Origin of the sequence: Pseudanabaena sp. UWO310, assembly GCF_006861605.1 — a bacterium.
Classification (GTDB): domain Bacteria; phylum Cyanobacteriota; class Cyanobacteriia; order Pseudanabaenales; family Pseudanabaenaceae; genus Pseudanabaena.
Genome location: NZ_SELU01000001.1, coordinates 70,319 through 92,614, shown reverse-complemented (window position 1 = coordinate 92,614; position 22,296 = coordinate 70,319). Strand labels below are relative to the sequence as shown.

Annotated in this window: 13 protein-coding genes; 5 read left to right on the top strand and 8 right to left on the bottom strand. The window is 45.2% G+C overall.

The window, feature by feature from the left end; all coding sequences use genetic code 11:
• Window positions 1-2: 2 nt before the first annotated feature.
• The 3 genes from PseudUWO310_RS00350 to PseudUWO310_RS00340 form a co-directional block, all read right to left on the bottom strand.
• Complete coding sequence (locus tag PseudUWO310_RS00350; protein WP_142598102.1) at window positions 3-1,349, bottom strand: AAA family ATPase; 1,347 nt, start codon at window positions 1,347-1,349, stop codon at window positions 3-5.
• 105 nt (window positions 1,350-1,454) lie between these two features.
• Window positions 1,455-3,356, bottom strand: coding sequence for a M24 family metallopeptidase (locus PseudUWO310_RS00345; RefSeq protein ID WP_142598100.1), 1,902 nt, complete (start codon window positions 3,354-3,356; stop codon window positions 1,455-1,457).
• A gap of 388 nt (window positions 3,357-3,744) precedes the next feature.
• Window positions 3,745-4,287, bottom strand: coding sequence for a hypothetical protein (locus PseudUWO310_RS00340; protein ID WP_142598098.1), 543 nt, complete (start codon window positions 4,285-4,287; stop codon window positions 3,745-3,747).
• A 307-nt stretch (window positions 4,288-4,594) separates the two neighbouring features.
• Here PseudUWO310_RS00340 and PseudUWO310_RS00335 point away from each other — a divergent pair, with 307 nt between their 5' ends.
• From PseudUWO310_RS00335 to PseudUWO310_RS00315, 5 genes are all read left to right on the top strand, one after another.
• A complete protein-coding gene (locus tag PseudUWO310_RS00335; RefSeq protein WP_142598096.1) occupies window positions 4,595-5,206 on the top strand; it encodes a DedA family protein in 612 nt (203 codons plus the stop codon).
• A gap of 240 nt (window positions 5,207-5,446) precedes the next feature.
• Window positions 5,447-6,853, top strand: a complete 1,407-nt coding sequence (locus PseudUWO310_RS00330) for an efflux RND transporter periplasmic adaptor subunit (protein ID WP_142598094.1) — start codon at window positions 5,447-5,449, stop codon at window positions 6,851-6,853.
• Between the two features lie 8 nt (window positions 6,854-6,861).
• Window positions 6,862-8,145, top strand: coding sequence for an ABC transporter permease (locus PseudUWO310_RS00325; RefSeq protein ID WP_190315852.1), 1,284 nt, complete (start codon window positions 6,862-6,864; stop codon window positions 8,143-8,145).
• 26 nt (window positions 8,146-8,171) lie between these two features.
• On the top strand, window positions 8,172-8,861 hold the full coding sequence (locus PseudUWO310_RS00320; protein WP_009628975.1) for an ABC transporter ATP-binding protein: 690 nt from the start codon (window positions 8,172-8,174) through the stop codon (window positions 8,859-8,861).
• A gap of 80 nt (window positions 8,862-8,941) precedes the next feature.
• Window positions 8,942-10,564 carry a cation:proton antiporter gene (locus PseudUWO310_RS00315; RefSeq protein WP_142598092.1) on the top strand — a complete coding sequence of 541 codons (1,623 nt, stop codon included), beginning with the start codon at window positions 8,942-8,944 and terminating at the stop codon, window positions 10,562-10,564.
• On the opposite strand, the gene PseudUWO310_RS00310 is transcribed toward PseudUWO310_RS00315, so the two are convergent.
• From PseudUWO310_RS00310 to PseudUWO310_RS00290, 5 genes are all read right to left on the bottom strand, one after another.
• Window positions 10,561-11,238: a potassium channel family protein gene (locus PseudUWO310_RS00310; protein ID WP_009628973.1), complete on the bottom strand. Its 678-nt coding sequence runs from the start codon at window positions 11,236-11,238 to the stop codon at window positions 10,561-10,563. The two genes, PseudUWO310_RS00315 and PseudUWO310_RS00310, sit on opposite strands and share 4 nt — an antisense overlap.
• A gap of 558 nt (window positions 11,239-11,796) precedes the next feature.
• The gene (locus PseudUWO310_RS00305) at window positions 11,797-13,605 is read right to left on the bottom strand and encodes an EAL domain-containing protein (protein ID WP_142598090.1); all 1,809 of its coding nucleotides are present in this window, start codon (window positions 13,603-13,605) and stop codon (window positions 11,797-11,799) included.
• A 376-nt stretch (window positions 13,606-13,981) separates the two neighbouring features.
• Window positions 13,982-18,049 carry a cache domain-containing protein gene (locus tag PseudUWO310_RS00300; protein WP_142598088.1) on the bottom strand — a complete coding sequence of 1,356 codons (4,068 nt, stop codon included), beginning with the start codon at window positions 18,047-18,049 and terminating at the stop codon, window positions 13,982-13,984.
• Window positions 18,046-19,161, bottom strand: a complete 1,116-nt coding sequence (gene ribD / locus PseudUWO310_RS00295) for a bifunctional diaminohydroxyphosphoribosylaminopyrimidine deaminase/5-amino-6-(5-phosphoribosylamino)uracil reductase RibD (protein ID WP_142598086.1) — start codon at window positions 19,159-19,161, stop codon at window positions 18,046-18,048. The genes PseudUWO310_RS00300 and ribD overlap by 4 nt, the downstream gene beginning before the upstream one ends.
• A gap of 250 nt (window positions 19,162-19,411) precedes the next feature.
• A complete protein-coding gene (locus PseudUWO310_RS00290; RefSeq protein ID WP_142598084.1) occupies window positions 19,412-22,060 on the bottom strand; it encodes an adenylate/guanylate cyclase domain-containing protein in 2,649 nt (882 codons plus the stop codon).
• Between the last annotated feature and the right edge of the window lie 236 nt (window positions 22,061-22,296).

The window sequence follows — 22,296 nt, the reverse complement described above, 5'->3', positions numbered from 1 at the left end:
TTTTATACCCTAAATTTATCAAGTTCTTTAACCAACGGATGCACCGCATACCAACGCTTGAGCTTGTCATCTTGATCGCGATATCGATATTCCAACACACAACGATTTGCTAATAATCGCGGATATTCCTTGTCATTCTCAGCATTAGGAATCTGATTAGTTGCGTTAACCTCACTTAAAAGATTCCACTGATGATCAAAAATTGCATTGAGATAATCTTCCTTTGCATCCTCGATCGCTCGATTGACCGCTTTTCTAGAAATTGGTAGATCATCGGTATGATCCAAAGCCTTTTGAATCATCTTGATGAATAACCGAATATGTCCACCACTCATCAAACACAAACGCTCAAGAACCTCCTTCGATTCAAAAACTTGCGTTTCCACTGCCTTTGACAAAGTTAAGCCAATATCTTGACCATTAATCGCAATTGGTGCTATCCGCTTAGCAATGATTTCGCGAAATTTGGCAAGTCCTTCTTCACTTTTCTCACCCTTCTCATTCTGAAGCATGATCATCGGCAATACATCAGTTTCATTAAAATTATTTTGTAACTGTGTGCAGCGTTCTGAATAAACCATTGCGATCGGGACAGTGTAGATCACATGGCAATGTAAACCCCGCATCTGATCGTGACGCTTGATAAAAATCTCATCATAGTTGCTGAGTTCATTTGCCGATTTTTGGCTTTCGATAATGCGATCGAGATTATCAACAATCAACACCAAGTCTTTATAGCCTTGCTTGATTAAAGACTTTTTACCAGCATCAATAAAATCATTCAAGACCTGCAATAAAGATGGTGCATTAGCATTAATTCGCTCTCGAATTTTTTTGCGATTATCAGGCTGTGCCTTAATCGTTGCTGTGATTTTAGTAATTTGCGAAACCTGTTGCTCTAGAGATAACCCATCAAATTTTAATTCAGTTAATAAAAGTTCGGATAAACTATCAGCTCTTGCCTGTAGCCAACTTGAGATACCTTTTAAGGGATTTGGATCTTCAAATTTAACCTTCTTAACCAAGTGCTTTGTGCAAGCCATCAAAATATCAGCATATTCCGTATCCGCAATATCAATATCCTCATCATCCGCCCCAAAATTAACCACAAAATACTTCTGCTCGGTTAGATATTTCTCCAGCCGTAAAAGCTCTGTTGATTTACCCGCTCCCCGATGTCCAGTGTAAAGCTGACAAGTAGTAGTTTTACTGCGAATAATTTTTCTGCCTAACTCCGTCAAAATACTCCAGTCACCACGCACAGAACCACAATCCACATAAGCACCCTGCGGCGGTGGATCAAATGGTTCAAAAGCGTTGCTAATTTCGGTAAGCAGATCTTGAGACATGGAGTTAGATTGCTAGATAAATTTAGGTGGCGATCGCATTATAAACGACTCTCCAAAATAATCCATAACAGTAAAAAGAGCGCTTTGCGCTCTTTTTACTGTTTATTAAAAGCTACAAGCTTGTTTTAGCCATACTGTTTCTGCATCAGTGAGCATCGGGGATAACTTCTCTACGACAGAGGCGTAATACCTTTCGAGCCATGCGATCTGTTGAGGATTGAGCTTGTGGCGATCGATGAGCTTTTTGTCAAAGGGAATATAGGTCAAGGATTCAAACTCGTACCAAGGGATCACATTGGGTTCTGCCTCATGAACACTATCCGATTCCTTTGTCATCTCTTTGACAAAATAGAGATTCTCCAAACGGATACCTCCCCATTTGGGCTTGTAATATCCTGGTTCGATGCTGTTAACTGTTCCTAGATCGAGCGATTGATTTACCCGTCTGCTGATGCCATTGGGTCCCTCATGGACGTTCAAGAATACGCCCACCCCATGCCCTGTACCATGACCAAAATCTAGCCCACTTTGCCACATCGAAGAACGGGCAATGCCATCGATTTGGCTACCAGTAGTTCCTTTAGGGAATTTCTGCATCGCACAATTAATATGGGATTTGAGAACCTCGGTATAGCGATCGCATTGTTCATCTGTAGGCGTACCAATGCTAATCGATCGCGTATCATCGGTAGTACCGCCATAGAATTGGGAACCAGAATCTAGGAGCAGCAAATCGCCATTGAGAAGTTTACAGTCGGGATTGGGATTGCTGTAATGGACGATCGAGCCATTTGCCCCCGTACCAGCGATCGTCGGGAAACTGAGGTCATAGAAGCCCTCTTGTTGTCTGTAGAGCCCTTCGATTTTATCAGCAACATCGCGTTCGCTGATGGAGTTACCCGCATTAACCTGCTCTTCTATCCATTTAATTGTAAGAGTTTTTGCCCAACTTGCTTTGAGATTTGCCCGTTGCATTTGTGTGATTTCTACGGCATTTTTATGGGCTTTAAAGATTTCGATAGGGTTTTCAGCTTCGATGATTTTGGCTCCGACTTCCTTGAGTTGCAGATAGGTTCCGTAAGTAGTCTGAGCGATCGCGACTTGGACGGGGCGATTGTCGGCAACCAGCGATCGCAGGGTGGGAATATATTGCTCATAGGCTAAAATCTGCACCTGCCCTGCTAGAGCCTGACGAACGGTGTCATCAATGCGCGAAGTATTGGTAAAGAGATAGGCATCGGTGAGCGTGACGATCGCATAGCTAATGAATACGGGATTGCAATCTACATCTCGCCCACGTAAGTTATAGAGCCATGCGATCTGATCAAGCTTAGTAATCGGTAAAATGGCGGTTCTTTTTTTACCCATTACTTTCCGAACGCGCTCTAATTTCTTGGCTAAACTTTCGCCAGTAAGGTCATCGGGAAGCGCAATGACTGGGCGATCGCCAAAGGGCGGAACTGTTTCTGTCTCTACCCAAGGGCTTTGCGATCGCACATTATCGACTAAATTCTCTAATACAGGGACGATCTCGACTCCACTGGCTCTTAGGCGTTCGGAAAAACGACGATATTGGGAGACTGTAATCGTAAAGGGATCGATGCCCAAGCGCAAGGTTTGGCATGGTCGCGAGGAATTTTGTCCGAGTTCTTCAAGGGTTTCTTCCAAGGTTTGATGCTCTGCTAGTCCTACTTTGCAGATTTTCTGGAGGTTCTCATCCACTTGCATCTCCGCCTGTTCGTAGTAGCGCGAATCGACATATATCCAAGCGCGATCGGTACTGATTAAAAAATCACCTGCGGAACCCGTAAAGCCACTAATCCATTGACGACGTTGCTTGGCTTCGGGTAGGTATTCATTGAGATGTTCGTCCGCCGAGGGGACAAAATAGGCATCTAAGTCATGTTTGAGCAGTTGCGATCGCAGGGCGGCAAATTTCTGGGCAGTTTGTGGGGATTGGGGCGAGGGATTTGATGCGGTGGGAAAAGCACTCTGCAATAAAACCATGAAGTTATGTAGGGCTAAAAATTGGACTAAATAAGTGGGCTTAATTAAGTATAAAACCCTAAAACCTGTGGCGCACGCGCAGCGTGCGCCACAGGTTTTGGTTTTGATTTTTAATTATGCCGAACTACTTATAAGAATTTTAACCTATGCCTAGAGAGAGCGATCTGAAGTGCCGTCATTCTCTAAATCTCTTCCCAGTGAGAGATGTGACGTTGCGGCGCGGAGCGCCGCAACGCTAGTTAACGTGAGTTCGAGATAATTTGAAACAGGCTTTGAGAAAGGTTTTGCGTAGCAAAACCTTTCTCAAAGCCCAAAAGTAAAAGCCTTGCCTAGCAAGGCTTTTACTTTTGGGCTTTTAAAACTTGCCAGCTTAGCCCGAACTGACGGTTTAATCTATATAAGAACCGCGATATTTCATTCTTTCCTTGGGCTTGGCAGATTTTTGAGAGTTTCTTTCAGATGCAAAGGAATCTGGTGATTCTGAGGAGTTATCATCGGAACTGCTTTCGATATTGGCTCCACGATATTTAATGTTCGGTGGATTTTTAACCGTTTTTGGGTTGTTTTCGTTAATATTAGGAGTTGGCTTTAGATCATCTGGATTATAGCGTGCACCACGATATAGCATTGACTCTGGCTCTTGCGGTGTGTCGATCGCATTGAGATCATCTTGGCTAAATGGGGATCTGCTAGATTCTGACGATCGCCTAGAATTTCGCGATGCTGGCGGCGTATAGAGTTTCCCTAAAACATTGAAACAAATATAGGGAAAGATGAGAGCGATCCCAAGAATCACCATGAACGAATTGATATTGATAATGGTATTGGTAACGCTATCGACATGATTTGTCGAGGCCCATACAGAAATAGCGCTATAAACCGCTACCGCAGTAGCAATTTGAAGAGTGCGATAAACAAAAGACTTTTTCATTAGCAATAAGGCTCAATGCGCCTTAGCAAAATTTATTTAATTTAAATCTGAGCTGCATGGTGACATTCCATAACCTAATCTTAAATATACCAAAATCCCAAGAATTGATTGGCGGCGCTTTGCGCCGCCAATCAATAATTATCGATCAAACAAACCAAGGGGATTTTTAAAAGCGTTGCTTTGCAACGCTTTTAAAAATCCCCTTGGTTTGGGTTTGAGCGCAAAGCGCTGTCAATAGATAAAGATGGGTGGCAGCTCGCTCTAATATAAAATTGAAACTTGGTTACCATCATATTGAGCAATAGCGATGACGGAATGGATTACAAACACAATGAATTCCCTAGGCTATCTGGGGATCGGCTTACTGATGTTTCTCGAAAATCTGTTTCCCCCCATTCCCTCGGAACTGATTATGCCCCTTGCAGGCTATACGGCTACTTTTCCTAATTCCACCATTCAGGTGATTCCCGCGATCGCAGTTGGGGTAGTTGGTACGATTTTAGGCGCAATCCCTTGGTACTATGCAGGGTTACTATTGGGACAACAGCGTTTACAAATATTGGCGGGACGTTACGGGAAATGGATTGGCATTTCTGGCGATGATATTGATAAATCAGTAACTTGGTTTCAGAAGCATGGATCGAAGGCGGTACTATTTGGGCGCTTAGTTCCTGGCATTCGTACGTTGATTTCTATTCCCGCAGGCATCAGCAAAATGCCGCTCGTTCCTTTCTTTCTCTATTCGACAATTGGAACCGTGGTATGGGTAGCTTTATTAACCTATGCGGGTTGTTTTTTGGGCAAAAACTACGATCTAGTGGAAAAATACATTGATGTAATTACTAAGGTCGTGGTCTTCGGCGTGCTCATCGCGATCGCAGTATTTATTGGCTATCGTCTACGGCGAAAATCCCAGTAATACCAATTTCCAGAATGGCAACGCCATGGTGGAAATTGGTATAAGTAGCTAGGCATAATAAAAATCCAGAGCTAGAAATCCAGAGCTAAAGCCTGCGGCGCACGCTACGCGTGCGCCGCAGGCTTTAGGGTTTAATTCACAAAAGTGTTGTCACACTTTCGTGAATTGGTATTACCGCTATAATTTGACCCTTTGATCGGATATAAGAGTCTAAACCTAATAGTGATTAACGTAACTCCCATGCAATCAGAGAAGCTAGAACCCAAGGATGAGGCGTTGCTGGACGATCTATCCGATTTCCCCGAGCATAGCCCTAAAAAAAAGTTGATGGGACGATGGCGATCGCGCCTTGTGATCTTACTGATATTGCTCGTCACCAGCGGTGGTGGCTACTATGCCTATACCCAATTAACGGCTCCCGCCAATAACAAAGATAGTCGTAAGCGCGAAAGGACGATCGCCATTAAACGCGCAGATTTACCGATTATTGTGACCGCTAATGGCACAATTCAACCTGAGAAGTCCATTAATGTCAGCCCCAAAAGCTCTGGTAGACTCAAAAGCCTGTTAGTAAAAGAAGGACAGGCGGTGAGGGAGGGGCAGATCCTCGCCTATATGGATGAGTCCAATACCTTAGGTCAAGTTACCCAAGCCGATGGACAGCTCGCGGCAGCTCAAGCTAGTCTCGATCTCCTAAATGCGGGAAATCGCGCTCAGGATATCGCTCAAGCACAAGCAAACCTGAGTAATGCCCAAGCGACCCTCGAACAATCAGAAATTATTTATCGCCAAAATCAACAACTTTACAAAGAAGGGGCGATTTCTTCCCGCGATCTGGACAATGCCAGAACCACGATGGAGGCAAATCGCGCTAGAGTCTCGCAGGTACGCGAAGCATTAGCTCTCCAACAGGCAGGAGCTCGTCCTGAAGAAATTGATCGCGCTCAGGCGCAAGTCGTATCAGCCGCAGGTTCCCTCCAAATCGTCCAAGCACAATTGGAGGACACCATTATTCGCGCCCCCTTTGATGGAGTCGTGTTACGCAAGTATGCCGATCCTGGAGCCTTTGTTACCCCTACTACTTCTAGCAGTTCGGTAAGTTCGGCAACCGCTTCTTCAATTTTGGCTCTAGCCAGCAATAATCAAGTTGTAGCGAATGTTGCTGAGTCAAATATTGCCCAGATCGCCATTGGTCAGGAAGTCACAGTGCAGGTCGATGCCTATCCTAATAAAAAATTTAGCGGTCGGGTGGTCTCGATTTCACCGCAAGCGATCGTCAATCAAAACGTTACTAGTTTTGAAGTCAAGGCTGAGATTACATCCCAAGATAAGCAAATGTTACGGTCGGGAATGAATGCCAGCTTAGAATTTAAGGCAGGACAACTCAAGGATGTATTGGTCGTCCCCACTGTCGCGATCGTCAGACAACAGGGTAGTACGGGTGTATATGTCAAGACTGATCAGAGTGAAACGCCCGTCTTTACTGCCATTGAAACTGGGGTGACCGTGGATGATAAAACCGAAGTGAAGTCGGGTTTAACGGGTAATGAAAAAATCTTTGTCTCCTTCCCTGAAGGTTCACGACCAAAGACTAATCCCAGTGGTATTCCTGGACTTTCCCCTTCACCACAGCGCAGTCGGGGTTAGATGAAGCCATGCAAAATGCTAAACCTATCTCCAAATTTGCCCAATCACGCCTTCAAGTTGCCAAGGTTCCCTTTACCGAGATTCTGACCATGGCAGCAGAATCTCTATGGAATAATCGCTTGCGAACTGCTTTGACGATGTTGGGCGTAATTATTGGCATTGCGGCGGTGATTGCGATTACTTCGGTCGGACAGGGTATCCAGAAGGCTACCGAAAATCAACTACAAGCCCTTGGCACAAATTCGATCAATGTCCTCACAGGGGCGGCGAGAACGGGCGGGGTAAATCAGGGAGGAGGGTCTGCTTCCACCTTGACCTTAGAAGATGCTCAAGCGGTTGCCAAGGCTCCAGCAGTAAAGTTAGTTTCTGCCTATTTGCAGCGCACCCGACAGGTTTCCTATGAGAATCAAAATACATCAACAACCGTAATTGGTACTGATGTTAATTATTCACCGATTAGAAATACTTTCCCTACGGAAGGTCGATATTTTGAACAGGAAGATATCGACAATGCAAAATCTTTAGTGGTGCTGGGTTCTAAGGTGCGCTCGGATCTGTTTGGTCGAAGCAATGCGATCGGGCAGAGAATTAGGATCCAAGGGGAACAATATCAAGTAATTGGGGTGATGGAGTCGAAAGGGTCAACTGGGGGATTCGATCAGGACGATCGCGTTTATATCCCGCTCAAGAATATGTCGGCAAGACAGGTCGGCAATAATGCTTTACAGGGTATATCCGTCAGTGGGTTTTGGGTGCAAGCCCTAGATGAGGCAGAGCTTGAAGCAGCGCAATTTCAATTGACAAATCTCCTACGGTTGCGGCATAAAATTTATCCACCCCAGTCCGATGATTTTCGGATCGTGAATCAGACGGATATTTTAAGCGCTTTTACCAATATTGTCGGCTTACTGACTCTGATGGTGGGCGCGATCGCCGCGATCTCTTTGGTGGTCGGCGGCATTGGTATCGCCAATATTATGCTAGTCTCGGTCGTGGAGCGCACCCGTGAAATTGGGGTGAGAAAAGCTCTCGGCGCGACGCGATCGGCGATTCTCAACCAGTTTTTGACTGAGGCGATTTTAGTGTCGGGATTGGGCGGCGTAGTGGGGATTGCGTTAGGAATTGCGATCGCCTATGGTTCGGCAACAATTTTTCAATTTCCCTTTTTGGTATCGATCTGGTCAGTAGTCGCGGGATTTGGTTTGTCAATGATGGTAGGACTAGTGGCAGGTGTAATTCCTGCCCGAAGTGCCGCGAAGTTAGATCCGATTCAAGCTCTCAGAAGTGATTAAGAAGTGATTAAAATTAAGGAACATCTATGATTCGATTAGAAAATATTCGTAAAGCCTATCGTCTCGGTGAAGTGAATGTTCCCATTCTCAAAGGCATCGATCTGGAAATTCAGTCGGGAGAATATGCGGCAATCATGGGGATGTCGGGGTCAGGCAAATCCACCTTGATGAATATTATCGGTTGTCTAGATCGCCCTACCTCTGGTAAATACTATCTTGAAGATCGGGAATTAACCACCTATAACGATGATGAGTTAGCCTTTATTCGCAATCGCCGCATTGGTTTTGTCTTTCAGCAATTTAATTTACTCTCAAGATCGACAGCGATCGAGAATGTGATGTTGCCGATGATTTATTCCAATATCCCCAAGGAGAAACGCCATCGACTCGCGACAGAAGCCCTTACGAAGGTGGGACTTAGCGATCGCCTACTCAATCGTCCCAATCAATTATCGGGAGGACAGCAACAACGGGTAGCGATCGCCCGTGCTTTGGCTAATCGTCCTGCACTAATACTTGCCGACGAACCGACGGGAGCGCTCGATACCCAAACTTCCCATGAGGTAATGGAACTCTTGGGGGATTTAAATTCACAGGGAATTACCATCGTTCTAGTTACCCACGAACATGATGTGGCAGAAAGAACTCGGCGGATTATCCGCATTCAAGATGGCTTGATTTTAAAACCAGAAAACGTTCCCGAAGTAATCTCCTAAAGTGATCTGCCTTTACTTTCTGGTTTTTATGTCCTAACTTTAATGAAAATAGCTATCGCTCTATCATTAGTGCAAATACCTTGATTGGTTATCTTTTTGTTAATGCTTTAAATAGTCCTCCCCTAGAGCAGACCCTCTCGAAAAACTCCAGCGAATTTACTGGATTAGTCAATACATTAATTATTCTGTTAATTGTGGCAACTGCGGTTGCTCTGATTACGAGACGATTGCGGATATCCTACGTTGTGGGGCTAGTCTTAGCAGGTTTAGCGATTCCCAAGCATATACTACCTGCTTCCATTGGCTTAAATCCAGAAGTGATCCTCAATCTATTTCTGCCAATCTTGATCTTTGAAGCCTCGATCAATACCGATATCAGTCGTCTGCGCAGCACGATTAAGCCGATTTTATTGCTCGCAGGACCTGGGGTGATTTTATCGGCGACGATTACCGCCACCTTACTCAAATTTGGCATTAATCTAGCTTGGATTACCGCTAGTGCCGTTGGCGTAATTTTAACGATTACGGATACGGTTTCGGTAATTATTGCCTTTAGGAATGTGACTGTCCCGCGACCACTTGCCACCATTGTGGAAGGAGAAAGCCTCTTTAACGATGGGATTGCTTTAGTCCTGCTTAGTATGATTACTACGATTTTTATGCAGGGTTCCTTTACGCTTGGGGAAGGACTACAGCAGATTTTTATTGCCTTTGTCGGGGGCAGTATTTTGGGCTTGGGACTGGGCTATCTCTGTGTGGGGCTGTTTCAGCAGTCGGATGACGCGCTCAGTAATATTTTGTTAACGGTGGCGGTATCCTTGGGGACTTTTCAGATCGGTCATGCTTTGGGAGTTTCCAGTGCGATCGCCGTAATGATTGCGGGATTGGTAATTGGCAACCTCGGCTTTCGGCAAACCTCGGCTCCCACGGAGGTGAGTTTGCTGAATTTCTGGGAATATGCGGCCTTTGGGGCGAACACATTTATCTTTTTATTAGTGGGGATTGAAGTAGCGCCATTATCGCTTTTGAGTACCGCTCCTGCGGCTTTGTTTGCGGTTTTTGCCTATCAAATCGGACGGATTGTGGCGATTTATCCCTTGCTCTATGGACTGAGTTTCTTCGATCGCCCGATCCCCTTACGTTGGCAACATGTCTTAATTCTGGGCAATGTCAAAGGCTCGCTATCGATGGCGCTTGCCCTGAGTCTGCCCTTTGCTTTGCCCGATCGCACGCAAGCGATCGCCCTTGTCTTTAGTACGGTACTAATCTCCTTGGTGGGACAGGGATTGAGTCTATCTTGGTTTGTGAAGAAGTTGAATCTATCCAGTCCATCACCCACGAAGCAACAAATTGAATCCCTTCAGTTAAATCTGATCGCCTCAAAAGCCGCTCAAAAGGAGTTAGCGAATCTGTTGGAGTCGGGGAGTTTACAAAAATCGGTATATGAGGAACTATTTGCCAGCTATCAAGCTAAGATTGCCACCTCCGAGCATGAACTACGCGATATTTACAATCAACGCATTAGCGATCGCCATGAAAATCCAGAGGAGCAAAATTATCTAGATGGATTGCGCCGCCGCCTTTATCTTGCGGAAAAGGTGGCGATTAATGATGCTATTCGCAAAGGATTGCTTTCCGATGATGTTGGGCATAGTTATCTCAAAGTACTCAATGAAAAGCTCCTTTCCCTAAGGGAAGACTAGGCACATAGCCCCATAAAGTCCAACATTTGCCTCACAAGACTGGGTTTCGTAACTACTAGAATTGTTGAGCCCCCTTCTAAAATAGTGCTGCCATTGGGAACGATTAAATCTTCGTGGGGATGGGCTTGATAGCCGATGATGAGCGTCCCTGTAGGGAATTGGGGGTTTTGGGCGATCTCGGCGACCGTCAACCCGACAATGGCACAAAGTTGCGGAATTGATAGTTTGACGACTTCGACTTGACCCTGTTCAAAATGCATCATCGCATCGACTTGAGGATATTCGATCGCATTGACAATCCGTGAAATAGCAAGTTCTAATGTGCCGATAATATGGGTTGCTCCCGCTAGTTGATAGGGTTCCTCAAAGTCGCGATCGCTCATGCGTACCATAATTTGGGGTACGCCATAATGTTTGGATAGGGTCACAATGGCTAGGTTCAGGGCATCTTCCCGTAAGGCGGCAATAAAAGCATTACATTTGCGAATTCCTGCTTCTAATAAGACGGTCGTGTTGACTGCACTGCCTTCAAAAGCCATCACCCCAATTTTTTGGCGGGCATATTGACAGGCGATGGGATCGGTGTCGATCACGGCGATCGTATGTCCCATATGGAGGAGGGTACGGGCTAGGTCTAATCCCATCATTCCCGCCCCACCAATCAGAATATACATATCATTCCTCGACTAAAGTTACGGCAAAGCCGACCGTAGAGTAATACCAATTCCCAAAATGGCAACGCCATTTTGGGAATCTCAAAACCTGACTGGGTTTGGTGTTTAATTCCCAAAAGTGTTGTCACACTTTCGTGAATTGGTATTATACCAATTCCCAAAATGGCAACGCCATTTTGGGAATCTCAAAACCTGACTGGGTTTGGTGTTTAATTCCCAAAAGTGTTGTCACACTTTCGTGATTTGGTATAGGTGGCTGGGCATCATTAAAACCCAGAGTCAAAAGCTGTAGCGCACGCGCAGCGTGCGCTACAGCTTTTGGAGTTTTATATTTTGCGCCTAGCTACTTAGACGGTTTAGGCTCTGGTCTTATTTTTACTCTTATTTTTACAACTATTCTCGAACAAAAGAACCCCCAAGCAGTTTTTTATAGCTGTCGCCTTGTACTAGGACATAAAGCCCAAGAATTGAGTGGCGGCGCTTCGCGCCGCCACTCAATTCTTGGGCTTTATACAGGGCTAGAAGGGTTTGCCTCTTGCGTAGCAAGGGCAAACCCTTCTAGGCTTGGGTTTTAAATCCTGTAAGCAATAAATTTTGGGCAGCTTCGGCATTGACGGGGCGAGAAAATAAATAGCCCTGACAAAAATCGCAATGCAATTCTCGAATCTGGGCTAGCTGCTCTTGGGTCTCTACGCCCTCGGCGATCGTAAACATGTCTAAGCTTTTCGCCAATGCGATAATTGCTTTAATAATTTCCGTATTTTTGCCATTTTTCCCAATACGCATCACAAAGGAGCGATCGATTTTGAGATGATTGATCGGTAGCCGATGGAGATAACTTAGGGAAGAGTAACCAGTACCAAAATCATCAATACTTAGCTGAATATGCCGATCGTGCAATTGGGCGATGATTTTGCCAGCAAATTCGGCATTCTCCATGATGTCGCTTTCGGTGATTTCTAATCTTAAGGAATCGCCATCAATACCTGTCTCCTCAAGCACGCGATCGATCTGCTTTAGCAGATCGAAGCTCATAAAATGCTTTACCGAAAGATTGACATTCATGGTTAAGGAATGTTTGACAATACCCGCATCTCGCCAAATTCGCAGTTGCTGGCAGGCTTGGCGCAACACAAATAGGTCGATCGCAATTACTAATCCCGTCTCTTCGGCGATCGGAATAAACTTGTTAGGGACGACTAATCCTTTTTCGGGATGATTCCAACGCACTAGCGCTTCAAAGGAGGTGATTTCATTGCTGATGGAGTTGACGATCGGCTGATAATAGGCCTCTAATTCTTGACGCTCTAAGGCATGTCGGAGATCGGATTCGAGCTGAAAGTTGTAGAGGGCAAGGTTATGCATTGTTTGCTCGAACACTTGATATCGAGCCTTTCCATTCGCTTTAGCTTGGTACATGGCGGTATCGGCATCCCTGAGGATATGTTCGGGCTGTCTATAAACCCCATTGCCCATCACAATGCCAATACTGACATTGGTAAATACTTGATATTCGCTAATTTGAAAGGGTGCGGCTAATTCGCGCAGAATATCATCGGCAGTTTTGATGGCATCGGCATATTTTTCGGTATCTTGCAGCAGTATGGCAAACTCGTCTCCTCCCAATCGGCAAAGCATAGTGCCAGGACGGAGACAAAGCTGAATTCTGCGGGCGATCGAGACTAATAGTTGATCGCCAACTAAATGTCCTAAGGAATCGTTAACGGCTTGAAAGCGATCGCAGTCTAAAAACAATACGGCAAAATGCGATCCAGATTGTTGAATAGCCTGCTGGAGGATTTGCTCTAATCGCTTCATGAACCAAGTTCGATTCGGTAATCCCGTCAGGACATCATGCAGCGCTAAGTGGAGTAATCTTTCTTGAACTTGTAGGCGCTCCGCAATTTCTTGTTCTAGTTGGACAGTTCGCTGACGCACGCGCTGCTCAAGTTCGGCATTAAGTTGCCTAATTTCTTTTTGGGCAAACCGCAAACTTAAATGGGTCTGAATGCGTGCCAATACTTCTTCTAGCTGAAAGGGCTTGGTAATATAATCCACCCCACCCACGGTGAAGGCTTTAACCTTATCAATTACCTCATCCAAGGCGCTCAAAAAAATCACAGGAATATCGCAGGTCTTCTCATCAGCCTTGAGCCTGACACAGGTCTCGTAGCCATCGATATTCGGCATCATGATATCGAGCAGAATCAGATCGGGTTTAGCGGCCTTTGCTACGGTCAAAGCCATTAATCCATCGGTGACGCTGCGTACCTTATAGCCTTGCTCCGTCAAAGTTGTCGATAGAAAACGCAAATTATTGGGCATATCATCGACTATTAATATGTCGCCGCTATAATTTCTAGTCATTATGTAGCCGTATCCATAGATGTTGTCCCAGAATTGCTTTGATGACTAGGAATTCAATAATTCTAAAAATTACCTATAGTCCATGTCAAATTAGTTAACAATCGCTTTTTTAGCAATTAATTGTAGCTTCCAAAGGATAGTTGGCTAGATATCTTGCCATAGACTAGATACGGTGCTTCAGCATAGTTTGGCTGAGTGAATTCAAAGCCTTATTTTTCTCATAAATGGTTAAGACTGCTAAGTACCTCAGCATAATTAAAATCTAGAGCTAAGACCTGCGGCGCACACTGCGCCTGCACCGCAGATTTTAGGGTTTTATATTTAATTAAGTCCACTTATTTATATACTGATATATTTAGTGCAGACATGCTATTGATTATTTGCGAAGAGCTTGTTTGGTCAAACCCATGATTTGATTGTAACAAAAATTATCCACAAGGGCGATTAAAGAATGGATTAAAACAGTATTATCTTCTGGAATTTCCGCAACTAATTCATTAATTAAGTCATTGTCAGCTAGCATAGCTGCTTGATGTAGTTGGGCGATCCAATGGTCGGTCATTTGCGATAAATTGGCGGTAAAATTTGCTCCCAAAGTTTCTAGATCGAGGTTGTTTTTCCCCTTAATATGGCGATCGCTTTCATGCTCGTATAAATAATTCACCCCTAAATATTCGGTTAGCTTCTCGAAAATGAGACTTTCCCGAAAAGGTTTACGGACAAAATCATCACAGCCTGCCGAGAGAATAATTGCTTTTTCTTCCTCTAAGGCACTGGCGGTTAAGGCGATAATGACGGTGGCTTGCCCCCTTAGGTGGGATTTGATCTGGCGAGTTGCCTCATAGCCGTCCATGATAGGCATTCGCATATCCATCCAGATCAGGTGCGGTTGCCACTCTTCCCAAATAGCGAGAGCCTCCGCCCCATTCTGCGCTTCGCGGACTTGGAAGCCAACTGCTTCTAAAATTTTGACTAACAAGTGCCGACTTTCCCAGCGGTCTTCTACGACGAGGAGTCGATATTCTGGCTGATCGGGAGCTAAAGCAGTGACATAGAGATCGTTGGGCTGATGTAAGGGGACGGATGCTGCCGATATACTAATGGGGATTTGCACTTGAAAGGTACTACCCTCGCCCAAGATGCTACTGACGGTAATCTGCCCACCCATAAACTGGGCAAATTTCAGGCTAATGGGTAATCCTAAACCAGTTCCTTCGGAAGCTCTACGCCCGATATCGGTTTGCTCAAAGGCTTCAAATATTCGTTCTAGTTGATGTAGTGGAATGCCTGCACCCGTATCTTCTATTTTGAAGATGAGGGTGCTTGAGGATTGTTCCTTTTGGGGATTTAAGGGTGATTCTTCTCCTAAGTCATTAGTTTCTTCTTGATGGAGCGCCTCGGCTGATAGAGTGATCGATCCTTGTGGGGTGAATTTAATCGCATTGCTCAATAAGTTAATGAGGATTTGGCGGAGTTTACCTTCGTCGGTGACGATCCACTGCGGTAATTTCGGCGATCGCCTAAAAATCAATTTCACCTTGCGATCTATCGCTTTCAGTCGAAACATCTGTTCTAACATATCTAACATGCGATAAAGATCGAAGCAGGTACTATTGAAGGTGATGCGCCCCGATTCGATCTTGGACATATCTAAAACATCATTAATTAATTCCAGTAGATGTTCGCCACTGTCATGAATAATTTTGAGATAGGAGCGGTGGCTATTGGTAAGGCTGAGGTCGCGGAGCATGAGCTGGGTAAATCCCAGAATTGCATTTAGCGGGGTGCGGAGTTCGTGACTCATACTCGCTAAAAAATGCCCCTTGGCTTGGCTCGCGCTTTCGGCGGTTTGTTTAGCCTGTTTGAGTTGCTCTTCGACCTGTTTTCTGTCAGTGATATCGCGAGCCACCCAAACTACGGTCTCCCGATCAATGGGAGAGATACTGGCATTCCACCAGATTGAGCGATCGAGGGCTTGATCGTTAGATGAGAGATACTCGACATTTAGAGTTTGCTGGGTTTCTAAAACCTTCTCAATGCAATTTGTAAAGAGTTCTGCTTGTTCTGGAGGAAATATTTCCGAAGGCAACTTACCAATAATTTCGCTAGCCTCTCGCCAGTTTTCTTTGCGAGTTTCAGGGGTTTTGAGAATGCGTCCCAATCGATCGCGCACCAAAATGACATCATCCATCGCGGCAAATAGGGCTTGCATTTCGGCATTGGTAATCCTGAGTTTCTCTTCAGACTGTTTGTGATCGATGCCGATGGCGATCGCATTAGAAATCAGATCTATGGTTTGGATATCAGTATCTAAATGCGACTGCGAGAGCATCAAGATGACACCGATCACTTTCCCTTTGACGATTAGGGGATATCCAACCAAGGAAATAATGTTTTCCTCTTGTAGCCATTGGCGATCGACTTCAGATATATCCGCCAAAATTTGATTGGTCAGGAGGGGTTGGAAATTCCCTTGGGTAATCGACCAAATTTTGGCTTGGGGAACGAGATGCCGCAGTCTCTCGCGATCGGTATGGTTGTAGTTTCCTGCACTGACATCGATATCTAAACTATTGCCAAAGGCATTGAGCGTCCATATCTGGGCAAAGGCAACATTCATATGTCGCCAGAGAGACTCTACAAAGGATTGGAGTACTTCGGCGAGAGTATGGAGCTGGGTGGAAGCGGAACCAATTTCTGCCATTAAAATCGATAGATGCACCCGCTCTAGTAATTCCGCTTCTACTTGCTTGCGATCGCTAATATCAAAAATTGCGCCATCGAGCCACAGCAAGCGATCGTCCGCAAATATGCCTTGTCCCTTCTCACAGAGCCAGCGCAGATTGCCTTGGGCATTGATAATTCGATATTCAAGGCTATAGGGCTGTCCGCAGGCTAAGCTCTCATCTATTCCCCGTTTGATATGGTCGCGATCTTCGGGATAAATGATGCTTGTCCAGCTACGGACGCGATCCGCGACAAAATCTTCAGGCTGATATCCCGTTAAGCCCTCGACATCGCCGCCAATAAATACCATTGTCCAATCGCGATCGCCGTTGCAACGGTAGGCAATTCCCGAAAAGTTAGAAACCAAACTTCTAAATTTCTCTTCGGATGCTTGGAGATCGGTCATTCTTTCCTGAATCCGAGATTCCAAATTTTCATTGGCGCGTTCTAATTCATCAAAAGATAGCTTTAAACGAAATGCCATCTGGTTAAAAGTTTGGGAGAGCAGATCCATTTCTTCAATTGCGGCAGAGGGAACTTCGCGATTCAGTTCTCCATTGGTCACCGCTTGACTAGCAAGGGTTAGTCTGCGGAGCGGTCGGTTGATATATTGAGTCGTGAATATACCTAAGGCGATCGCCCCCGCAAGACATAGCCCAATCAGTAAAATCGTTCTTTGGCGTTTAAGATCGAGTTGCTCGGTAAAGTCTGACTCGGGCACTGTCACCACGATCGTCCAGTTAAGCCCGCGATTGTCTCGATAGGGAAGTACTTTCAGAAATATATTTTTTCCCTCCGATTGGAATTTTAGATGCTGGGCGGTGTTCAGGTGATCCAGTCCTCCCGCCTGCTGCTCTAGATAGTTCGCTGCCATCCGAATCATGGGTTGTTTGACATTCTTAAGGGGGACTCTTTGCGAAGTTAGATCGTAGAGATTCTCTCGAACGGAGCTAGCGACTAATAAACCTGAAGGTTCGATGATGAAAGCCTGTCCTGTTTTCCCAATTTGCAAACCGTTTAAAAATTGGCTGATACTGCCTAAGGACAGATCCGTCCCTAAGACTCCAATTCTCTTTCCTTCCGCATTATATACGGCTAGGCTCGCAGTAATTACCTGTTCTGGGCGATTAAAATCTTGATAGATCGGACTCCAAGTTGATTGGCGATCTCTTAAAGCCGCCCGATACCAAGGACGTTGACGGGGATCGTAGGCTTCGGGAGTTCCCGCCAGACTGAGGCGCTCTCCTTGGCTATTTAAGTTGTAAAGATAACGTTGTAAACCCTTGCTTCCGTTAATGTTGATCGCTGTTTGGAGTTTGTTGTCAATGCGGGTAATGCCCACAAAGTTACCCATGCTTTCTTCTCCATAATAGATCCAAGAAACCATCGGAAAGTTATTGATCTGCTGCCATAGATATTTCTCGCTAGGGCGATCTTGAGTTTTTAATATGCCTTGACCGATCGCATCGGCATTAATTCTATTGATTAAATGGGGGACTTCTAGATAGGAGGTGAGCTTTTGTTCGATGCGATCGCTAATTTCGTTTTGCAGTTGACCGACGAGGTTGTCGATCGTTTCTTGTTCGCTGTGCCAAGATAGCCATGCCATCAATCCTGATATTCCCATGATCAAGATCGCAAACTGACCGATGAGAATGAACTTAAGGGTTAACTTTCGCGGCTTTTGAGGATTTGGGAATGCTAAGCGATCGCTCATGGGAGATATCCAGTAATCAAAAAGTCCGTACCAATTTGTTGTAATTGCGATCTCTCGATGGCGATCGCTTCGGTCATCAAGGTTAAATCCAGATCGTCAATGGGACTGGGAGCCGTAAATCCCCCAATTAATTTGGGAGCAATAAAGGCGTAGATTTTTTGTACCATCTTAGCTTTAATTGCGGCTGCTCCCAGCCTGCCGCCACATTCCCAGAGAACGGTGTTACAACCACGTTTGCCTAATTCTTGCATCACGGCTTCAGGGGAGAGAATATCGAGTTCGAGCACTTCCACTTGGCGATCGCGGAGCTTTTGCTTTAGCTGGTGATGGCGATCGGGGGGAACAATCAAGAGTGTTTTCTCGCTCTCCGTAATATGCCATAGATTGGCGGTTTCGGGCAGATCACAACTAGCGGAGACCACCACCCGTAAAGGACAATGGCGGCTCGTTCCATGGGTTGTTAAATGGGGATTGTCGAGTCTGACCGTGTTTCCGCCTGTAATGATCGCGTCACAGCCTCCCCTCAGATCATGAACCACTCGCCTTGCTTCAGCGCCAGTAATCCAATAGCTATGTCCTGAAGTGGTGGCGATTTTGCCATCGAGGGTCATCGCATATTTAAAAATACCAAAGGGAAGATTTGTCCGCACGCGATGAAAAAAGGCTTCGTTTAGTTCTAAACAGGCTTGAGCCAAGACTCCAGTGGTCACCTTCAGCCCTGCCGCCCTGAGGCGATCGCGCCCAGTGCCAGCAACACGGGGATCGAGATCGATCGCCCCCATGACCACTTCCCCAATTCCTGCTTGAATAATTGCCTCGGAACAGGGTGGCGTGCGTCCGTGATGGTTACAGGGCTCCAGATTGACGTAGAGGGTCGCATCTTGCAGATCCTCTCCCGTTTGCTGGGCGGCGCGGATGGCAAATACTTCGGCGTGAGGCTGCCCCGCTTGCGGATGAAAGCCTTCCCCTAACACCCGCCCATTTTTCACAATTACACTGCCCACCATTGGGTTTGGTGCGGTGCGACCTCTGGCTTGGAGAGCCAAATCAATACATCGTTGCATCCAGCGATCGTGTAGGTTCGTTGATTCCTTATCTGCGGTTTCTGTCATGAATGGACTGTTTAATAATTAAAATTAATAACTAAAAATTTAAACTATAGCAATCCTAAAGGGTTTGTGGAAGCCTCGCTATTTGCTTTTGGATTAAAGATCGGGGGTTAAGAAATCATTTAAGAATTGGATAGATCCCCCCCAGCCCCCCTTAAAAAGGGGGGAGCATTAAATTCTTCCCCCTTTTTAAGGGGGATTGAGGGGGATCTCTTAGAGTTTTTGACCGCAGAAAGTAATTCTTAAATGGTTTCTAAAGTTCGTTCGTTAGCAAATATGTCACCATTTCCCCTTTACCCTTGATCTCAATAGTTCTCTTAGGCTCGAATTGGTATTTGTCTTTCAAAATTTGATAGGTCGTATCTGTCACTTGGATGCAGCCTGGAAGCCCGTGGGACTCCATCCGACTAGCGATATTTACCGTGTCTCCCCACAGGTCGTAAATAAATTTTTTCTTGCCGATAACCCCTGCCACCGCTTTCCCCGTATGAATCCCAATTCTTAGCTTGAATTGCTTGCCATCGGGGCGGACAAATTGACTAATGGATTTTTGCATTTCTAGCGCCATAGAAGCGATCGCTTCCGCATGATCGTCACGGGGAATGGGTAGCCCACCCACAGCCATATAGGAATCGCCAATGGTTTTGATCTTTTCTAGGTTGTAACGATCCACAAGACGATCGAATTCAGAAAAGATTTCATTGAGCATATACACCAGTTCATCCGCAGATACCGAGGCCGCAAATTCGGTAAATCCCACGATATCGCCAAATAGAACTGTCACTTCATCAAAACTATCCGCTAAAATTGTCCCGCGTGGTTTTAACTTAGAAATGGAACTTGATAGAATTTCCGCAGAACTATTAAGGGTGATATTGTTTGAATTATAGAGAGCTGAGGATTTGAGGCGTTCGGCGATCGCTTTGGGTAAAACATTGAGTAATAACCTTTCCGAGCGTATTTGCTCAATCCGCAAATTTTCCTCGGCGCGGCGACGTTCTTGCGCTTCCATCCCTAAAGATAACAATTCTGATAAAGAACTCGCAAAACTAATTTCCTCTAGCATCCATAGCCGCTCTACTTCCGTTTGTTCAAACATCAAGATGCCCGTTAATTCCCCCGCAATATCAAAGGAGGATACGAGTAGAGATACGATCTTAGAAGGGTAGAGATAGTCTTGGTATAGCTCGACTAAAACTGCTTCATCCTGCACATCTTCTACTGCCAAACTCCGATGTTCGTGGATTGCTGCAAAAAAGATGGGGAATTTATCCGCATCTAAAAACTCCGCTTCGCTATGGATATTGACACTTTTGATATAGAGATCGAGGCAATGCAATTTGGTCTTAGCATTATCAAATAGCCAGACGCTGACACGCTCGATATCCAAGGTATGACTGGCGGTAGCGGTAATATTCTGGACAGCAATGATAAAGTCCCCCAAGTTAAGCGCTTTATTTTTGGTGAGATCGATCAGGATTTTTTGTTGTTTGCGCAGTTGCTGTTCGCGGCGCTGTAATAGGAAGTTACTCCGTTGTAGAGATATTTGCGAGTTAGCCAGTTCGCTAGTTCTTTCTTGTACTCGCGACTCTAATTCAATATTGGCTTTTTCAAGCCGTTTAAAGGATTCCGTAAGCATTTCGGCCATGCGATTGAAGGACTCAGACAAAATCTTGACTTCGCTTGTGCCCTTGACCAATACCCTAGAATCGAGATCGCCATCGGCGATCGCTTGGGACGCACCGCTGAGATTGAGTAACGGAGCTGTAATCGAACGAGCCGTCATCATCCCAATTAAAATCGCTATCCCCAAGGTGGCGAGGCTAAATAAGATGGTGAATTGCCGACGACTATTAATCTGCTCCATAAAGCTCGATTCGGGGAGCACCACGACGATCAACAGGTCTAGCCCATCGCGATCGCGCCAAGGCTGCACCCGAATAAATTGCTTCTCTCCTTCTAAGGTTGGTTCTAGTTTTAATTCTTCTTGAATAAAATTAAAATTATCAAATTCTTTGATGAGATAGCGAGCCGCAGATCGGGATAGGACATCGTTACTATTGAGAATATTCAAGCGCTGAGGTTTGCCATTAATAATGGAGAAAATTCGTTCATTGCTAGAAGTGCCGACGACTAATCCTGAACGCTCAATGATCACAATACGTTCGGAATTATCGGTCTTTAAGTCTTGCAAAAAGATATTTATTTGGGTGAGGATATAATCAACTCCCAGTACGCCAATTAACTTGCGATCGCGATCGTAGAGGGGATAGCTATGGGAAATAGATAAAACTTCAGGGCGACTATCCCATTGATAGATCTTCGTCCATGTCGGTTTGCCTGCCTTGACCGCATCGGCATACCAAGATTCTTGCCGCACATCCTTAGGTAATTCCATAACTTCGGGCGGCTCTTGGCGATTTCCTTCACTATCGGTATTGAAAATAGCGGTCTTAGTAATTCCCCTTGCCAAGGTTGTCTCAGTAATTAATATCTTGCCATCGTTTTTTCGCTCAGCCCCAATAAATTCTTGACTGTCCGCAGCATAGTTTATATATCCCACATTATATAAATCCATCTGTTTCCAGAAGAAGTGCCCTGTTTGTTGAAAATTCTCTAGATTCAACATTCCCAATTTCACCGCATTAGCATTAGCTTGGTTGATCTGGGGCGGGATGCGTAAATAGTTATCGAGTTTGGTACTTATGCGATCGCTAACTTCGCCACTGAGACGGGTAGCCAATTCACCCACTGCTTGTTGTTCGTTCCGAAATGAGAAGGTTCCGACTACGCCAACCGTTATACAAATCTGTACGACAAAGGGTACAACTAAAATAACCTTTAAAGGGATATTTTTAAATAATTTGGCAAACAACTGTGGTGTATCGGGGATTTTAAGCATGATATATAACAAATTTGGCTGACTATGGAAATAAGCAATGGAAATAAGCAATCCAGCGCAGGCTTTTTAAGAGTTGTTTTCAGTTGTCTGAAGCCAATTTACGCTATTTTGAGGTTCCATTACAATAGCAGCCTTGACCCTATCATTCCATAGATTACTAAGTAGTTCAGCATAATTAAAAACAAAACCAGAGAGAGTACCGCCCGCTAAGCGGGCGGTACTCTCTTCTAGGTTTT

Excerpts from the sequence above, each read along its gene's own strand:
- PseudUWO310_RS00350 (WP_142598102.1), bottom strand. The coding sequence starts at position 1,349 with ATGTCTCAAGATCTGCTTACCGAAATTAGCAACGCTTTTGAACCATTT.
- PseudUWO310_RS00345 (WP_142598100.1), bottom strand. The coding sequence starts at position 3,356 with ATGGTTTTATTGCAGAGTGCTTTTCCCACCGCATCAAATCCCTCGCCC.
- PseudUWO310_RS00340 (WP_142598098.1), bottom strand. The coding sequence starts at position 4,287 with ATGAAAAAGTCTTTTGTTTATCGCACTCTTCAAATTGCTACTGCGGTA.
- PseudUWO310_RS00335 (WP_142598096.1), top strand. The coding sequence starts at position 4,595 with ATGACGGAATGGATTACAAACACAATGAATTCCCTAGGCTATCTGGGG.
- PseudUWO310_RS00330 (WP_142598094.1), top strand. The coding sequence starts at position 5,447 with ATGCAATCAGAGAAGCTAGAACCCAAGGATGAGGCGTTGCTGGACGAT.
- PseudUWO310_RS00325 (WP_190315852.1), top strand. The coding sequence starts at position 6,862 with ATGCAAAATGCTAAACCTATCTCCAAATTTGCCCAATCACGCCTTCAA.
- PseudUWO310_RS00320 (WP_009628975.1), top strand. The coding sequence starts at position 8,172 with ATGATTCGATTAGAAAATATTCGTAAAGCCTATCGTCTCGGTGAAGTG.
- PseudUWO310_RS00310 (WP_009628973.1), bottom strand. The coding sequence starts at position 11,238 with ATGTATATTCTGATTGGTGGGGCGGGAATGATGGGATTAGACCTAGCC.
- PseudUWO310_RS00305 (WP_142598090.1), bottom strand. The coding sequence starts at position 13,605 with ATGACTAGAAATTATAGCGGCGACATATTAATAGTCGATGATATGCCC.
- PseudUWO310_RS00300 (WP_142598088.1), bottom strand. The coding sequence starts at position 18,049 with ATGAGCGATCGCTTAGCATTCCCAAATCCTCAAAAGCCGCGAAAGTTA.
- ribD (WP_142598086.1), bottom strand. The coding sequence starts at position 19,161 with ATGACAGAAACCGCAGATAAGGAATCAACGAACCTACACGATCGCTGG.
- PseudUWO310_RS00290 (WP_142598084.1), bottom strand. The coding sequence starts at position 22,060 with ATGCTTAAAATCCCCGATACACCACAGTTGTTTGCCAAATTATTTAAA.